This window comes from Cellulomonas hominis (assembly GCF_005239125.1).
In the GTDB taxonomy this organism is placed as follows: domain Bacteria; phylum Actinomycetota; class Actinomycetes; order Actinomycetales; family Cellulomonadaceae; genus Cellulomonas; species Cellulomonas hominis_A.
Window position 1 is genome coordinate 1 of sequence record NZ_SZYE01000090.1, and the last position, 15,518, is coordinate 15,518.

A 15,518-nucleotide genomic window follows, 5' to 3' on the forward strand; every position below is an offset into this window, starting at 1 on the left:
GCCGACGCGGCCGAGCAGCCCGCCGCGGAGCCGACCCCGGCGCCGGCCGAGAGCGTGGACCCGGCCGCCGGCACCGTCGTCGCCGACGTCCTCGAGGCCGGCCGGGTCCTGACCCCGGCGGTCGAGACCACCGAGGCGCAGACCGTCGGGGTGACCTGGCCGGAGGGCGCGGACGCCGCCGGGCTCGAGCCGCAGGTGCGCTCGCTGACCGACGGCGAGTGGTCCGACTGGGTCGCGCTCGGCACGAGCGACGCCGAGCCCGACGCCGGCACCGCGGACGCGGCGAACGCGGCGCGCGGCGGCACCGACTCGTACTGGGTCGGCGAGGCCGAGGCCGTGCAGCTGTCGTTCGCGGCGACGGCCGACGGCGGGCCGGCCGACCTGTCGCTCGCGCTCGTCGCCTCGGACGAGGACCTCCCGGGGACCGGGAGCACCGGGACCGGCGCGGCCGCCGCGGATGGCGCGGCGAGCACCGGCGAGGCCGTGGTCCGCACCGCGGCGTACAGCACCGCGGCCCCGGCGGCGGTCGTCCCGGCGGCGGCGGCGCAGCCCGCCGTCGTCACGCGCGCCCAGTGGGGCGCCCGCAACCAGGTGTGCGCGCCCGACGTCGCGAGCCGGCTCGAGGGGGCCGTCGTGCACCACACGGCGGGCAGCAACTCCTACACGACGCAGGCCCAGGCCATGCAGCAGATCCGCAACGACCAGGCGTACCACATCGACGCCCGCGGCTGGTGCGACATCGGCTACAACTTCATCGTCGACAAGTGGGGCACGATCTACGAGGGCCGGGCCAACAGCCTGACCCAGGCCGTCATCGGCGTCCACGCGACCAACGCGAACACCGGCACGGTCGGCGTCTCGATGCTCGGCAACTACGACACCGTTCCGACCACGCCGGCGATGATCGAGTCCGTCGGCCGGATCATCGGCTGGCGCCTGGCGGCCTACGGGGTGAACCCGCTCGGCGCCGGCACGTACCCGTCCGGCCTGTACCTGCCGCGGGTGATCGGGCACCGCGACGTGGCGCAGACCGCGTGCCCCGGCCGGTACGGCTACGCCCAGCTCGGCACGATCCGCACGATCGCCTCGGTCTCCGGCCCGGCGATGCCGTTGGCCGACGCGCGTGCGATCACGAGCAAGCTCTACCAGGACATGCTCGGGCGGCCGGTCGACCAGGGCGGGCTGACCTCCTGGAGCGCCGCGATGGTCGGCGGCATGGCCCCGGCCCAGGTCGCCACCGGCCTGGCGACGAGCGCCGAGTACGCGTACGCGGCCGTCGACCGCGCCTACCGGGACGTGCTCGGCCGCGCCCCCGACCCGACCGGCATCGCGACCTGGACCGCCGCCATCATGGACGGGCGGATGCGCTCCGAGGACCTGCGCATCTGGCTCTTCGGCAGCGTCGAGTACTTCAACATCTCCGGCCAGACCAACGACCGCTACGTCGCCGCGCTCTACAGCAAGATGCTCGGGCGCACGGCGTCGGCGTCCGACATCGCGTTCTGGTCGCCGCTGGTCGCGACCAAGGGCAAGGACGCGGTGGTCCGCGGGTTCTGGCAGTCCATGGAGAGCGCGAACATCCGCGTCCAGGCGTTCTACCAGCAGTACCTGGGGCGGGGGGCCGACGCCGCGGGCATGGCCACCTGGCCGCCGGTGCTGCTCGCGCGCGGCGAGGGCGAGCTGCGCAGCCAGATCGTCGGCAGCCTGGAGTACCGTAACCAGGCGGTCGCGAAGTACGTGTGAGCGGGTCCTCGGTGGCCCGGCCGGGCGGGCAGCAGCCTCCGGCCCGACCGGCAGCCGACGATTCCCGGGGTGAGCGAGACAGGTGACGAGCGCGGAGATCCGCCTGATGGGGCGCGTCCAGCAGGCGGCGTCGCGGGTGCCGGCCGTGCCGGCGGCGGCGCGCGCCTACTCCACGTGGGGGGAGCACGCCGCGGGCTGGCTGGCGCTCGGCCTGGCCGGCGCGGTGGTGGACCGGCGCCGGCGCACCGAGTGGCTCGGCGTGACCGCGGCGGCCTTCGGCGCGCACGCGGCGGCCGTGGTCCTCAAGCGCGTGGTGCGCCGCCCGCGGCCGGACGACCCGGGGGTGCAGGTGCTCGTGCGCACGCCGTCCGACCTGAGCTTCCCGAGCGCGCACGCCGCCTCCACCACCGCGGCCTGCGTCGCCCTCGGCGGGATCGTCGGTCCCGTGCCGGCCGCCGCCCTGGCCGGCGGGATGGCGCTGTCGCGCGTCGTCGTCGGGGTGCACTACCCGTCGGACGTCGCGGCGGGCGCGGCGATCGGCGCGGTCGCCGGCGCGCTCGTGCGGCACCGCGTGCGGGCCGCCCGGTGAGGACCGTCCGCGCAGCGGTGCGGGCCGCACGCCCGCGCCAGTGGGTCAAGAACGTCCTGGTGGCCGCGGGGCCGATCGCCGCGGGCACCGTGCTCACGCCGCACGGGCTGCGGGGCGTGCTGCTCGCGTTCGTCTCGTTCTCGCTGGTGGCCTCCGGCGTCTACCTGCTGAACGACGTCCTCGACCGCGAGGCCGACCGGCAGCACCCCGTGAAGCGGCTGCGGCCGATCGCCTCGGGCGAGCTGCCGGTCCCCGTGGCGTCCGTGCTGGCCGCCGTGCTGGGGATCGGGGTGCCGGTCGCGCTCGTGGTCGCGGGCGAGGGCCCGCTCGCGGCGGTGCTCGCCGTCTACGCCGCCGTCCAGACCGCCTACTGCCTGTGGCTCAAGCACCAGGTGGTCATCGACCTCGCGATCGTCTCGTCCGGGTTCCTGCTGCGCGCCGTCGCGGGCGGCGTGGCGGCGGACGTGCCGCTGTCGCCCTGGTTCCTGCTCGTGGCGACCTTCGGCTCGCTGTTCATGGTGGCGGGCAAGCGCTACTCCGAGGTGCACCTCGTGGGCGAGGGCCGGTCCGCCACCCGCCGCACCCTGGAGGCGTACTCCGCGAGCTACCTGCGCTTCGTCTGGGGCATCGCGGCCTCGGCGACCGTGGTCTTCTACTCGCTGTGGGCGTTCTCGCTGCCCGGGCACCAGGCGCTGCTCACCCAGCTGTCGATCGCGCCGTTCGTCGTGGCGATCCTGCGGTACGCGCTGGACATCGACCGGGGTGCCGCCGGGGAGCCCGAGAGCGTCGTCCTCGGTGACCGGACGCTGCAGGTGCTCGGCCTGCTCTGGCTGGGGCTGTTCGGGGCGGCGGTCGTCCTGGGATGAGGGTGCCCGACCCGCGGTCGCCGGTGTGGGTGCTCGGCGGGGCCGTCGTGTCGGGGGCCGCGACCTACGCGCTCCTCGTCGTCGTCGGCCGCGCCGTCGGCCCCGCCGGGTACTCCGCCTTCTCCCTGTTCTGGTCCGCGGCGATCATCGCGTCGCTCGGGGCCTTCCTGCCGGTCGAGCAGGTCCTCGCGACCCGCACGGCCACCGGGGCGTGGCGCGGGGCGACGGCGTTCGCCCGCGGTGCGCGGATCGCGCTGCCGCTCGCGGCCGCCGCGGTCGTCGTGCACCTGCTGGTGTGGCTGCTCCGCGACGGGGGCTCGCCGGACGCGGTCGCGTGGGCGGCCGTGCTGCTGCTCGTCCCCACGGCGGCCGGCTTCGTCTGGCAGTTCCCCGCCCGCGGTGTGCTCGCGGGGGAGGGCAGGCGCCTCGCGTACGCGAGCGTGGTGCTGGTCGACGCAGGCGTGCGCGCGGCCGTCGCGATCGTCCTCTGGCTGTCGGGGACGACCGCCGTCGCGCCGTACCTGGCCGCGGTCGCGTGCTCGTCGGTGGCGTGCGCGCTCGTCGGGCGGGCGCTGGTGCGCCGCGGCGGGCCCGCACCCGACCCCGGTCCCGACGTGGTCGGCGCCCCCGCCGACGACGGCCTCCGGGGCGCCCGCCGCGCGGTGCTGCCGCTGGTGGTCGCCATGCTGGGCATGCAGGGCCTGCTGAACAGCGGCCCGGTCGTCGCGGGCCTGGTGGCCGGCACCCCGGCGCTCGCCGCCACGGCGGGCCACCTGCTCGCGGCCCTCACCCTCGCGCGGCTCCCGGTCTTCGTGACCCAGGCCGCGCAGGCGGTGTACGTCGCGCCGATCGCGGGCATGGTGCACCGCGGCGAGGGCGACCGCGCCCGGCGGCTCGTGACCCGGCTGGCCGTCCTCGTCGTCGGGACGGCGGGGCTGACCGTGGTCGTCGGGACGCTGCTCGGCCCCCCGCTGGTCCCCCTCCTGTTCGGGCCCGAGTACCAGGTCGCCCGTGGCGACGTCGTGCTCGTCGTGCTCGGCGTCGCCGCCTACCTCGTCGCCTCCGTGGCCAACGACCTCGCGGTCGCCCTCGGCCGGCACCGCCGCACCGGTCCCGCCTGGGCCGCCGGGGTGGCGGCGGCGGTCGTCGTCGCCCTCCTCGTCCCGGACCTCGCCGCCCGCGTCACGCTCCCGCTGCTCGTGGGGTGCGTCGTCGCCGGGGCGGTGCTGGTCCCCGTCGTCGCGCTCTCGGTGGCGCGGCTGCCGCGCCTGCCGGAAGGATCACGCACATGACCGCTCGCCCCGCGTACGACGTCGTCGTCGCCCTGAACTACTACGCCCCCTACGTCTCCGGCGTCACCGAGGCCGCACGCGTCACCGCGGAGGGCCTCGCGGCGCGGGGCTGGCGGGTGCTGGTCGTCGCCGGGCACCACGACCCCTCGGTCCCCCCGCGCGAGACGATCAACGGCGTGCGGGTGCTGCGCACGCCGGTGGTCGCCCGCATCGGGAAGGGCATCGTCAGCCCGGCGTTCGCGCCGACGGTCGCGCGCTGGGCGCGCCGGGCGCGGCTGCTGCACCTGCACCTGCCCATGCTGGAGGCGGGCGCGATCACCACCCTCGCGCGCGGCGTCCCCACGGTGGTGACCTACCAGTGCGACGTGACCCTGCCGGCCGGTGCGCTCAACGCCGTGCAGGTCCGGGCCCTCGACCTGTCGCACGGCATCGCGCTGCGGCACGCCGACGTGGTCGCGGTGACCAGCGAGGACTACGCCGAGCACAGCCGGCTGCACGCGGCCATGGCGGGGCGCACGCGCGCCCTCCCCGCCCCGGCGCTCGACCGGTCGGGCGGGACGCCGCGGTTCCGCGACGGCGACGGCCTGCACGTGGGCTTCCTCGGCCGCATCGTCGAGGAGAAGGGCCTGGAGTACCTGGTCCGGGCCTTCCGGACCCTCGACGACGACGCCCGCCTGCTGATCGGCGGCGACTTCGCGAAGGTCGCCGGCGGCAGCGTGGTGGAGCGGGTGCGCGCCGCCGTCGGCGACGACCCCCGGGTGCGCCTGATGGGCTTCGTGCCGGACGAGGACCTGCCCGACTTCTACGCGTCGCTCGACGTCTTCACGCTGCCGTCGGTGAACTCGCTCGAGGCGTACGGCATCGTCCAGGTCGAGGCGATGATGCTCGGCGTGCCGGTGGTCGCGAGCGACCTGCCCGGCGTGCGGATGCCGGTGCGGGACACCGGGTTCGGCCGCGTGGTGGCCCCCCGGGACGTCGACGGCCTGGCCCGCGCGCTCCGGGAGCTGGCGGCCGCGGACCTGGATCGGGACCGCGGGGCGCGGGAGGCGCGCTCGCGCTACTCCGCGGACCAGGTGGTCGACCAGCACGCGCGGCTGTTCGAGGAGCTGGCGCCCCGCGGCTGGGTCCCGCCCGGGGCGCCCGTCAGCTGAGGTCGAAGATCCAGACGCCGTCGCGCTCGACGCCCGGCACGGGCAGGGACTCCTCGGCCACCGCCAGCCAGTCCGGGTAGCGCGCGTCGACGAGCACGAGGTCCACGCCGACCCGGTCGAGGTACTCCGGCAGCGTGCTCGCGTAGTCGTAGTCCAGGTCCGTCGCGAACAGCGCGGCGGCGACCGGGTCCTTGAGCCCCTCGGGCGGGGCGGCACCGCCGCCGTTCCCGCTCGGCATGTCGAACGTGAAGTCCAGGTCGTCCATCCAGCGCATGCCGGGGCCCCACTGGCCGACCGGCATGACCAGCACGTTCTCGCCGGGCTCGACGACGTCGCGCACCACGTCGATGGTGTCGGGCTCGGGGTCGGAGGCCCCGGCCGGGATGAGCATGGTGGTGAAGTTCGGCAGCAGCAGGACCACCGTGGCGGCCACCGCTGCGCCGACGAGCCAGCCCCACCGCCCGCGGTGCGCCCAGGCGACCGCCACCAGGACGCACAGGGCCATGAACAGGAACTGCGAGAACCGGCCCGGCAGGGCGTGGTCCAGGCCGGGCACCTTCTCGAGCACCGCCCACGGCATCGGCACCGTGGCGTGCCCGGCGACCAGCAGGTGGGGGCCGAAGCTCGCCACGAGCGCGAGGCCCCCGAACGCCCAGAGCGCCGCCTGCAGCCGGCTGCGGACGGCGACCGCGCTCGCCACCACCAGGGCGACGAGGGTCAGCGGCAGGTAGGCGGTGTTCTCCGCCTCGTTGCCCTGCCAGCCCTCGCGCAGCCCGGCGAAGAACGAGTCGCCCACCAGGGTCAGGTGCGTGGGCGCCAGCAGGTTGGTCAGGTCGCTGGAGTACAGGCCGGGGTCGTTGCCCACGTCGACCGGGATCCCCGAGCGCAGCCCGGCGATGATGACCGGGCTCGCCACCGCGACCCCGGCCACGACGCCCAGGGCCAGCCACGGCACGCCGCGCAGCAGGCGCGCGCGCCGCGGGGCGGGGAGCGCGATCCAGGCGACGACCAGCCCGGCGACGGCGAACAGGCTCTGGGTGACGAGCAGCTCCGTCGAGGCGCCGATGGTGAACGCGACGACGAGGGCGACGTCCACCACGAGCCAGGCGGTGCGCAGCTTCTCGCGGTACCAGCGCAGGAGCAGCCAGGCGAGCAGGGGGAGGCCGAAGGTCCACTGCAGGTTGAGGTGGCCGAGCGCGTGGCCGGTGACGTAGGGGCTGACGACCATGAGCGCACCGGCGAGCGTCGAGCCCACCACCGAGCCGGTCAGCTCCCGCGCCAGCAGGTACACGGCCACCGCGCCCGCGAGGACGGCCAGCAGGAACGCCGCGTTGTACCCGGCGGTGCCGCCGAAGGCGGCCGTGATCGGCGCGACCAGCAGGGACACGGACGGCAGCGACAGGGCGTTGCCCAGGTCCATCCCCTGCGGCGCGTACAGGTTGTCGAGGAAGAACGGGTTCTTGCCGTGCGTCAGCGCGTGCACGTTCCACGACAGGTACAGGGAGAACGACTCGGAGTCGCCGGGGTTCGACAGGCGCAGGTTCGCGGGGTCCCGGAGGATCGGGCGGCCCCACACGACGAGGGTCCACAGCGCGAGCGCCGGGACCGGCCAGCGCCGGCCGAGCCGCGCGCCGAGGGACCGGAGCTCCGGGCGGCGCCGTCGGCGGACGTCCTCCTGCGGCTGCTGCCGCTCGGGGACGTCGACGTCGTCACCGCGGTCGGTTCGCGTGGTCATGCCGGTGCCCAGCCCCCTCTGCGTCGTCGGCACCGCCCCCGCGGCGCCTCCAGGAGCGTACTCGGCGGTCCTGGCCGCTCCCTGCCCGCCGGGGGTGACGCCAGCCACCCGGCGCGGTCAGGTGTCCGCGCGCCGGACGACCAGGATCGACGACTCGCCGGAGCCCGGGGGCAGCAGCAGCCGTCCCGCGAGGAACTGCGCCGCCATCGGCAGGCCGTGCCGCAGCGCGTCGAGCGGGACGGGCAGCGCGGAGTACGGGAAGTGCCACAGCCCGTCCGAGGCGGCCCGGTCGACCGGGAAGCCGTGCGCGGCGAGGAAGCCGACCCACGACGCGTGCGGCTTGAGGTTCACGTGGGTGGGGTCGGTGAACCCCAGCCAGCCGTCACCGTGCAGGGCGCGGCCCCGGCCCGCGGGGTCGGGCACGACCACGAGCCCCCGCGAGCCGGGCCGGGTGGCCCGGTGCAGCGCGGCCAGGAGCCCGGACAGCGGCTCGTCCGGGATGTGCTCCAGGACGTGCACCGCCGTGAACCCGTCGAACGCGCCGGCCGGCAGGTCGGCGGCGTCGGCGTAGACCGTGCTGCGCGGCGACCGCTCGCGGGCCAGCCCCGCCGAGTACGCGGAGACCTCCAGGCCGTCCGCGGGCGTCCTGCGGGCGAGCCGGGCCAGCAGGTGCCCGGTGCCGCACCCCACGTCGAGCAGCCGGGTGGGCCGGACGTACCGTCGCACCAGGCGGTCGTAGAGCCGCAGCGCCGGGCGGTCCCGGTCCTGCCCGTTCGCCTGGTAGTACGCCTCGTCGTACGCGGTCTCCTCCGGCACGGCGCCCCCTCCCGCGCTCGACGTGCTGCTGGACCACCAGCGTGGCACCGTTTCGGGGCAAATGGGACCGGTTCGCGCGGCCTGCTGACCGGACGCGACCTCCCGGGCCACAATCGGCGGCATGCCTCGCTCCGCAGCCGCCCTCCGCGACGCCCCTCCGGGCCGCCGCGTGCTCGCCGCCCTCGTGGCGACCCTGCTCGCGGCGTTCGCCGTCGCCGTGCCCGCCGCGCAGCCCGCCGCCGCGGCCGACCCGTCCTTCACGTTCGTCGGGCACGGCTACGGGCACGGGCGGGGGATGGGGCAGTACGGGGCCTACGGCTACGCGGTCGACCACGGCTGGTCCTACCAGCAGATCCTCGACCACTACTACGGCGGCACGTCGCTCGCGGGCGACGCCGGCAACCCGGTGGTCGGCGTCCAGCTGACCCGGCTGGACCGCGGCGACACCATCGTCACCGGTCCGGCGCTCGCGGTGAACGGCACGGCCGCCGGCACCACCGCGGTGCTGCTGCGCCGCGAGGGCCCGGGCACGTTCTCCGTGCTCCGCGGGCCCGGCTGCGCCGGCCCGTGGACGCCCTGGTTCGGCGGCGCCCCGTCCGGGACCGCCGTGACCACCTCCGCGAACCCCGCGGACCCGAACAACCTGATCCGCACCTGCGAGGTCGGCAAGACCACCGCGTACCGCGGCTCGTTGACCGCGGTGGACACGGGTTCGTCCCAGATCACGGTGAACCGCGTCACCATCGACGACTACCTGCGCAGCGTCGTGCCGAGCGAGTCCCCCTCGTCGTGGGGCAACGCCGGCGGCGGCCGGGGCATGCACGCCCTGCGCGCGCAGGCGGTCGCGGCCCGCTCCTACGCCCTGTCGGGCGGCACCGCCGCGACCATCTGCGACACCACCACCTGCCAGGTCTACAACGGCGCCTTCCGGCAGACCGACGCGGGCGTGGTCACCACCGTCGAGCAGGCGACCACGTCGCAGGCCGTGGCCGAGACCAGCGGCCAGGTGCGCCGCTCCGGCAACGGGGCGATCGCCCGGACCGAGTTCAGCTCCTCGACCGGGGGCTGGACCGCCGGCGGCACCTTCCCGGCCGTGCAGGACCTCGGCGACGCGACGGCGGCCAACCCCAACCACACCTGGACCGTCACGCTGAGCCAGTCCGCCGTCGCCGCGGCGCTGGGCACCGGGGCCGTCGGGTCGATCGGGGTCACGGCCCGCAACGGGCTGGGCGAGGACGGCGGCCGCGCCACCACCGTCACCGTGCGCGCCACCTCCGGTGCGGTGACCACCTTCACGGGGGCCCAGGTCCGCAGCAGGCTCGGCCTCAAGAGCGACTGGTTCGGCGTGTCGGGCATGTCGAGCGACCAGGCGACGAAGCTCGTGAACGCGCTGTACCAGGACATCCTCGGCCGCGCGCCCGACCCCACCGGCCTCGCCACCTGGACCCAGCACCTGCTGGTCACCGGCGACTCGCGCCCGGTGGCGCAGGGCATCGTGCGGTCCAACGAGCGCATCTACACCTTCGTGCAGCGCCAGTACCGCACGGCGCTCGGCCGCGAGCCCGACGCCACCGGCACGCAGACCTGGGTCAACCTCATGCTGCAGGGCATGACCGTGCCCGAGCTGCAGGTGCAGGTGTACGCCAGCGCCGAGGGCTTCGACGTGATCGGCCACAAGGACCTGCGGACGTGGGTGGACGGCGTCTACCAGCGCATCCTCGGGCGGTCGGCCTCGGCGGCCGAGCGGGACTCCTGGGCCACGACCGCGCAGCGCACCGGCCTGCACGCGGTCGTCCGGGCGATCGTGCTGTCGGACGAGGCCGCGCTGCTGCGGCTGAACGAGTACTACAACCTCATGCTCGGCCGGAACGCCGACGCGGCGGGCATCGCCACCTACAAGCCGATGATGGCGGGGCAGGGCGACTTCGTGCTGCCGATCGAGATCGGCCGGAGCCAGGAGTACTTCAACCGGGCGCAGACCCGCTGACCGGCAGACGGACGGCCCGGCCCCCCGAAGGGGTGCCGGGCCGTCCGTCCGCCGGTGCCGGGTCGGTCAGCGGGCGGGCACGATCCGGGTGTCCAGCCGGACGAAGCCCTGCTCGCGGCCGTCGGCGGCCACGGTCAGCCGGGCCCCCTCGCGCAGGCGGTGCAGCTCGGCCCCGGTCGGGCCGGCGATCGCGCCGTGCACGGTGTAGGACCCCTCGCCGAGGTGCGTCGCGGGGATCGCGAAGTCGTACGAGGCGCGGCCCCGGAGCGGGGGCATCGGGGTCTGCAGCAGCTTGCTGTTGGTGCCGAACACGCCCTGGCCGATGGAGGAGTCGAAGCCGAAGCCGAGGATCCACGAGTCGAGGTGCTCGGCGGCGTCCACGGTCACGCGCACCGACAGCGGGCTGCCGGTCGCCACCTCCTGGACGGGACGGCCGTCCTGCAGCAGCTCCACGGACACGATCTCCGCGCGCGGGCGCTCCTCGGGCGCCGACGAGGAGGAGGCCTGCTGCTTCTCGATCTCCGCCGCGCGCATCTGGTCGAACTCCGAGCGCAGCACGCGCAGCGCGTCGCGGGGCTCGCCGTCCGCCTTGACCACGCCGTGCTCGAGCACGACCGCCCGGTCGCACACCTCGGCGACCTGGTCCAGCCCGTGCGTCACGAGGACGATGGTGCGTCCCTCGTGCTGGAACGTGCGGATGCGGTCCATGCACTTGCGCTGGAACGGCTCGTCGCCGACCGCCAGCACCTCGTCCACCAGCAGCACGTCGGGGTCCACGTGCACCGCCACGGCGAAGGCGAGGCGGACGTACATGCCCGACGAGTAGAACTTCACCTGGGTGTCGATGAACTGCTCGATGCCGGAGAAGTCGACGATCGCGTCGAAGTACTTCTCCGTCTCCTGGGTGGACAGGCCGAGGATCGACGCGTTGAGGAAGACGTTCTCGCGGCCGGTCAGGTCGGGGTGGAACCCGGCGCCGAGCTCGAGCAGCGCCGCCATGCGCCCGCGGGTCCGCACGGTGCCGGACGTCGGCTGCAGGATGCCGCCGATCGTCTTCAGCAGGGTGCTCTTCCCGGAGCCGTTGGGGCCGATCAGGCCCACGGAGGTGCCGGTCTCGATGTCCAGGTCGATGTTCCGGAGCGCCCAGAAGTCCTCCTTGTGGAGGTTCGAGCGGCCGAAGTTGACGATCCGCTCCTTGAGGGACTTCTCCTTGCGGATGACGAACCGCTTCGAGACGTCGTGCACCTCGACGACGGTGGCCTTGCTGCCCATCAGAGCTCCTGCGCGAAGTTGCCCTGCAGCCGCGCGAACACGCGCTGGCCGACCAGGGTGAAGAGGACACCGACACCGAGCCAGATCCACAGCCGGACGTCGAGGTCGGGCGGGTACGGGTGGGCGTCCCCCGCGACCCAGAAGGTCTGCTGGAAGCCCATGATCGCGATCGTGATCGGGTTGGTGAGGTAGATCTGCTTGAGCAGCTCGCTGCTGACCTGGTCGTCGACCATCGACCACGCGTACGCGATCGGGGAGGCCCAGAAGAAGATCATGATCGCGATCTCGACCAGGTACTGGATGTCGCGGAGGTAGACGTTCACCGCGGACAGCAGCAGGGCCCAGCCCAGCGCCGTGACGATGATGACCGCGAGCGACAGCGGGAGGTAGCCCCAGCGCGTGCCGGTCGGCACGCTGCCCACCGCGACGGTCGCGCCGAACAGGATGACCAGCTGGATCGCGAAGTTGAACAGGGCGGAGCCCAGCGCCGCGAGCGGGAAGATCTCGCGCGGCAGGTACACCTTCTTGATCAGCCCGGAGTTGCCGACGATCGACGCCGTGCCGGTGGACACCGCCTCGGAGAACAGCCCCCAGGCGGTCAGCCCGGTGTAGATGTAGATCGCGAAGTCCGGGATCGACCGCGCCGCACCGAGGAACTTGCCGAGCGCGATGTAGTAGATCAGCAGCATCGCGAGCGGCCGCATCAGGCTCCACACGAAGCCCAGGGCGCTGTCCTTGTAGCGGGCCTTCAGCTCGCGCCGGATCAGCATGTCCAGCAGCTCGCGGTGCCCCCAGATGTCCCGCACCTGCCCGGCGAGCCCGCGGGCGAACCCGCGCTTCGGGCCGGTGGTGCGCAGCGGCTCGTGCTCGAGGCGCGCGGCCCTGGCGTCACTGATGGTGGTCATGCGATCCAAGCTCCCGACGGTACGGCCGACCGCTGGATCGGCCCGGACAGACTACTCGCGCTCACCGGTGGACCCGGCCACGACGGCCGCGGGTGCACCGGTCAGCAGGTCCCAGACCCGCTCCGCGTACTCCTCCCACGACGTCTCCGGCGCTACCGCGGCGTCGGCCGTGAGCCGCGCGTGCAGCGCGTCGTCGGTCAGCAGCCGGTCGAGGCCGTCGGCGATGGCGTGGTCGTCGCGCGGGTCGACGAGGAGGACCCCGCCGCGGGCGGCGATCTCGCGCATGCTGCCGAAGTCGGACGCGAGCGCGGGGGTGCCGGCGGCGACCGACTCGGCGACCGGGAGGCCGAAGCCCTCGTTGAGCGACGGGAACACCGTGCAGTGGGCGACCCGGTACGCCGCCCACAGCAGGCGGTCGTCCAGGCGGCTGACCGACTCGACCGGGCGGCCCGCGCCCTGCAGCTCGCCGAGCCGCCGCGAGAACGCGTCGCTGTTCCACGAGTTGCCGCCCACGAACGTGAGGGTGAACCTCCGCCCGCGCCGCCACAGCAGCTCGGCCGCGTGCAGCACCGCCAGGTGGTTCTTCCGCGGCTCGTGGCTGCCGACGCACAGCACGAGCGGCTGCCCGCCCACGGTGAACCGGTCGCGCGCCTCGGCGAGGTCGGCCTCGGACGGCTCCGGGGCGTGCGCCGGCAGCCCGACGGCCTCGACGTGCGGCCCGGGCAGGCCGGCGCCGCCGAGCATCCGCCGCCAGCCCTCGTACTCCGTCGCGGCCGCGTCGGAGATCGCGGCGACCGCGTCGAACTCCGCCACCGCCGCCAGGTTGAGCGCGAACACCGCCGCGAACCCCTCGGCGGACGTCTCCGCGGAGGTGATCGGGACGAGGTCGAAGCCGATCACGCCGCACCGCGTGGGGGAGTGCGCGGCGAGCCCGTGCAGGGCGGCGCAGCGCCGCACCTGGATCGCGAGCTCCGGCAGCAGGTAGCGGCCGCCCCACGGGACGACGACGACCGGTGCGGCGTCGCCGGGCTCGGCCACGTCCACCAGCACCGGCGCGTCGTCGCCGGCGAGCGCGCGGTCCCGCTCGGCGGCGGTGAGCGCCCGCAGCGCGTCGAGCTCGGGCGTCCAGGCGACCGCCGTGACGTCGTGCCGGTCGCGCCAGACGCGGCCGACGTTCCGCGCCACGCGCTGGATGCCGGTGCCGAGGGGGAACAGCACGAGGTCGCCCATGTCGACGAGGGTGCGGTCCCGCAGCACCCGCACCTCGCGCCGCGCGCTGGCCCCGGTGGTCGCGGCGCGCGCGGCCTCGAGGACCGCGGACGGGCCGGCGGTGCGGGCCGCGCGGCGGACCGTCACGACCTCGGCGGGGGCGGGTAGCCGGGCGGAGAGGACCGCGAGGGCCAGCCAGACCTGGGCCTCGGAGGCGTCGGCGAGCAGGCGCAGCAGCCGGGCCTCCGGGTCGGAGCCCGGGGCGGAGCCGGTGCCGGCGTCCTCCCCGAGCACCCCGACGAGGGTGGCCACGCGGCGGTCCCAGGCGTCGGTGGCGACCTCGGGCCGGGGGTCGAGGGCGGAGCGCAGCCGCCCCGTCACGCGTCGGGCGAGGTTCACGCGGCACCTCCGAGCAGGGTGGCCCACAGGTCGCGGGCGTAGTGGTCCCAGGTCTGGGCGGGTCGCGCGGCGGCCTCGGCGCGGAGCCGGGCGCGCAGGTGGGCGTCCGTGACCATCCGACGCAGGCCGGCGAGCACGTCGTCGTCGTCCCGCGGGTCGACGGTCAGGCAGCCGCCGGCCTCGGCGATCTGGCCCTGGCTGCCGTAGCGCGTGGTCAGCACCGGGGTGCCGCACGCCAGCGACTCGGCCACGGGCAGGCCGTAGCCCTCGTGCAGCGACACGAACGCCGTGCAGGACGCCGAGCGGATGAGGCGCCACATCTCCTGGTCGCCCACGCCGCGACGCCAGGCGAGCGGGCGGCCCGCCCGCTCCAGGCGGCGGATCGTCGCGACGGCGGGGGAGTCCTCGAGGTCCCAGCCCGGCCCGCCGACCAGGCACAGCTCGAAGTCGACTCCCTCGTCCCACAGCCGCTCGGCGGCCTGCAGCAGCGCGGCGTGGTTCTTGTGCGGCTCCAGGCGGCCGACGCTCAGCACGAGGGGCCGCGCGGGCTCGGTGCGGGTCTGCCCCGCGGGTGCGTCCGGGACGCTGGTCGGCAGCGTCACCTCGACGACGTCCGGGCCGGGCAGGCCCTGCGCCGCGAGCGCGTGCGCGAAGCCGCGGAACTCCTCGGCGGCCGAGCCGCTGATCCCGGCGATCCGGCGCGCGTGCTTGACCGCGGTCAGGTAGGTGACGAAGCCGTTCGGCTCGCCCAGCGGGCGGACGTCGGCGCTGATCAGCGGGATGGCGTCGTAGCCGATGCCGTCCACGGTCGACCCGGACAGCTCCGCGAGGGCGGCGAGCCGGGAGCACCGGACATCGGGCAGCGGGACCTCGAGCAGCACGACCCGCGCGCGCCACGGCACGACCAGCGGCTGGGCCGCGGCGTCCGCGTCCTCCTCCTCGACCAGGCCGGTGGCGGCCTCCGCCGAGTCGCGCCAGCGCAGCGCACGGTCCGCCTCGCGCTCCGTGAGCGCGCGGGTCGCCGCCGCGGTCTCCGTCCACGCCACGAACGTGACGTCCCGGTCGACGGCCCACCGGCGCGCGACCTCCCGGGCCACCCGCTGGATGCCGTTGTGGAAGTCGAACCGCGCGCACATGTCGACGTCGACGACGACACCGGACGTCACGACCGCCTCGCGGTCGTGCCCGCGGCGGGCGGTCGCGAGGTCGTGCGCGCGGTCCAGCAGGCGCAGCGTCACGCCCTGGAGGTCGTCCAGGTCGAGCGCGCGGCGGACGTCGCGGACGTCGTCCGCCGACGGGTAGGCACCCGCGAGCAGCGTGAGCAGCAGCCAGATCAGCTCCGTGCCGGGCTCGCGGACGAGCTCGGCGACCAGGGCCGTGAGGCAGGCGTCGGCGTCGCGCGCGGCGTCGGGGTCGGGGGCCGGGACGTCCTCGAGCACGGCCTCGGCGCCCGCGCGCAGGCGCTGCGCCAGCAGCGCGTGGGTCCGGGCCTGCGCGACCGCCTCGGTCACCGGCGCGGTCACCGGGCCGCCCGGCCGCCGCGGCGCACGGCGC

The 15,518-nt window shown here is 75.4% G+C and carries 12 protein-coding genes; 6 read left to right on the top strand and 6 right to left on the bottom strand.

The features are described 5' to 3' along the window. The 5 genes from FA014_RS11780 to FA014_RS11800 all read left to right on the top strand — a co-directional run. Window positions 1-1,743, top strand: a 1,743-nt coding sequence (locus FA014_RS11780) for a DUF4214 domain-containing protein (protein WP_154729870.1), incomplete at its 5' end; no start/stop codon positions are given. An 82-nt stretch (window positions 1,744-1,825) separates the two neighbouring features. Beyond that, window positions 1,826-2,332 (top strand): phosphatase PAP2 family protein, encoded by a 507-nt coding sequence (locus FA014_RS20705; protein ID WP_154729871.1) that lies wholly within the window; start codon window positions 1,826-1,828, stop codon window positions 2,330-2,332. 17 nt (window positions 2,333-2,349) lie between these two features. Continuing rightward, window positions 2,350-3,198 (top strand): decaprenyl-phosphate phosphoribosyltransferase, encoded by an 849-nt coding sequence (locus FA014_RS11790; protein ID WP_230323097.1) that lies wholly within the window; start codon window positions 2,350-2,352, stop codon window positions 3,196-3,198. Further along, the gene (locus FA014_RS11795) at window positions 3,195-4,490 is read left to right on the top strand and encodes a hypothetical protein (RefSeq protein ID WP_154729872.1); all 1,296 of its coding nucleotides are present in this window, start codon (window positions 3,195-3,197) and stop codon (window positions 4,488-4,490) included. Before FA014_RS11790 ends, FA014_RS11795 begins: the two co-directional genes overlap by 4 nt. Further along, complete coding sequence (locus FA014_RS11800; RefSeq protein WP_195969263.1) at window positions 4,487-5,641, top strand: glycosyltransferase family 4 protein; 1,155 nt, start codon at window positions 4,487-4,489, stop codon at window positions 5,639-5,641. The genes FA014_RS11795 and FA014_RS11800 overlap by 4 nt, the downstream gene beginning before the upstream one ends. Here the strand turns inward: FA014_RS11800 and FA014_RS11805 are convergent. Both FA014_RS11805 and FA014_RS11810 read right to left on the bottom strand, forming a co-directional pair. Beyond that, window positions 5,634-7,376, bottom strand: a complete 1,743-nt coding sequence (locus FA014_RS11805) for a hypothetical protein (protein ID WP_154729873.1) — start codon at window positions 7,374-7,376, stop codon at window positions 5,634-5,636. The two genes, FA014_RS11800 and FA014_RS11805, sit on opposite strands and share 8 nt — an antisense overlap. A 117-nt stretch (window positions 7,377-7,493) precedes the next feature. Next, window positions 7,494-8,192: a class I SAM-dependent methyltransferase gene (locus FA014_RS11810; RefSeq protein ID WP_195969264.1), complete on the bottom strand. Its 699-nt coding sequence runs from the start codon at window positions 8,190-8,192 to the stop codon at window positions 7,494-7,496. 121 nt (window positions 8,193-8,313) lie between these two features. Between FA014_RS11810 and FA014_RS11815 the strand changes: the two genes are divergently transcribed. Beyond that, a complete protein-coding gene (locus tag FA014_RS11815) occupies window positions 8,314-10,179 on the top strand; it encodes a DUF4214 domain-containing protein (RefSeq protein WP_154729875.1) in 1,866 nt (621 codons plus the stop codon). Window positions 10,180-10,245: 66 nt separating this feature from the next. Here FA014_RS11815 and FA014_RS11820 read toward each other — a convergent pair whose 3' ends face one another. The 4 genes from FA014_RS11820 to FA014_RS11835 form a co-directional block, all read right to left on the bottom strand. Further along, the gene (locus FA014_RS11820; protein ID WP_154729876.1) at window positions 10,246-11,451 is read right to left on the bottom strand and encodes an ABC transporter ATP-binding protein; all 1,206 of its coding nucleotides are present in this window, start codon (window positions 11,449-11,451) and stop codon (window positions 10,246-10,248) included. Beyond that, the gene (locus FA014_RS11825; RefSeq protein ID WP_154729877.1) at window positions 11,451-12,356 is read right to left on the bottom strand and encodes an ABC transporter permease; all 906 of its coding nucleotides are present in this window, start codon (window positions 12,354-12,356) and stop codon (window positions 11,451-11,453) included. The genes FA014_RS11820 and FA014_RS11825 overlap by 1 nt, the downstream gene beginning before the upstream one ends. A gap of 51 nt (window positions 12,357-12,407) precedes the next feature. Continuing rightward, window positions 12,408-13,964: a glycosyltransferase family 4 protein gene (locus tag FA014_RS11830; RefSeq protein WP_154729878.1), complete on the bottom strand. Its 1,557-nt coding sequence runs from the start codon at window positions 13,962-13,964 to the stop codon at window positions 12,408-12,410. Continuing rightward, the coding region (locus FA014_RS11835) for a glycosyltransferase (protein ID WP_154729879.1) at window positions 13,961-15,518 on the bottom strand (1,558 nt) is incomplete at its 5' end. The genes FA014_RS11835 and FA014_RS11830, both read right to left, overlap by 4 nt.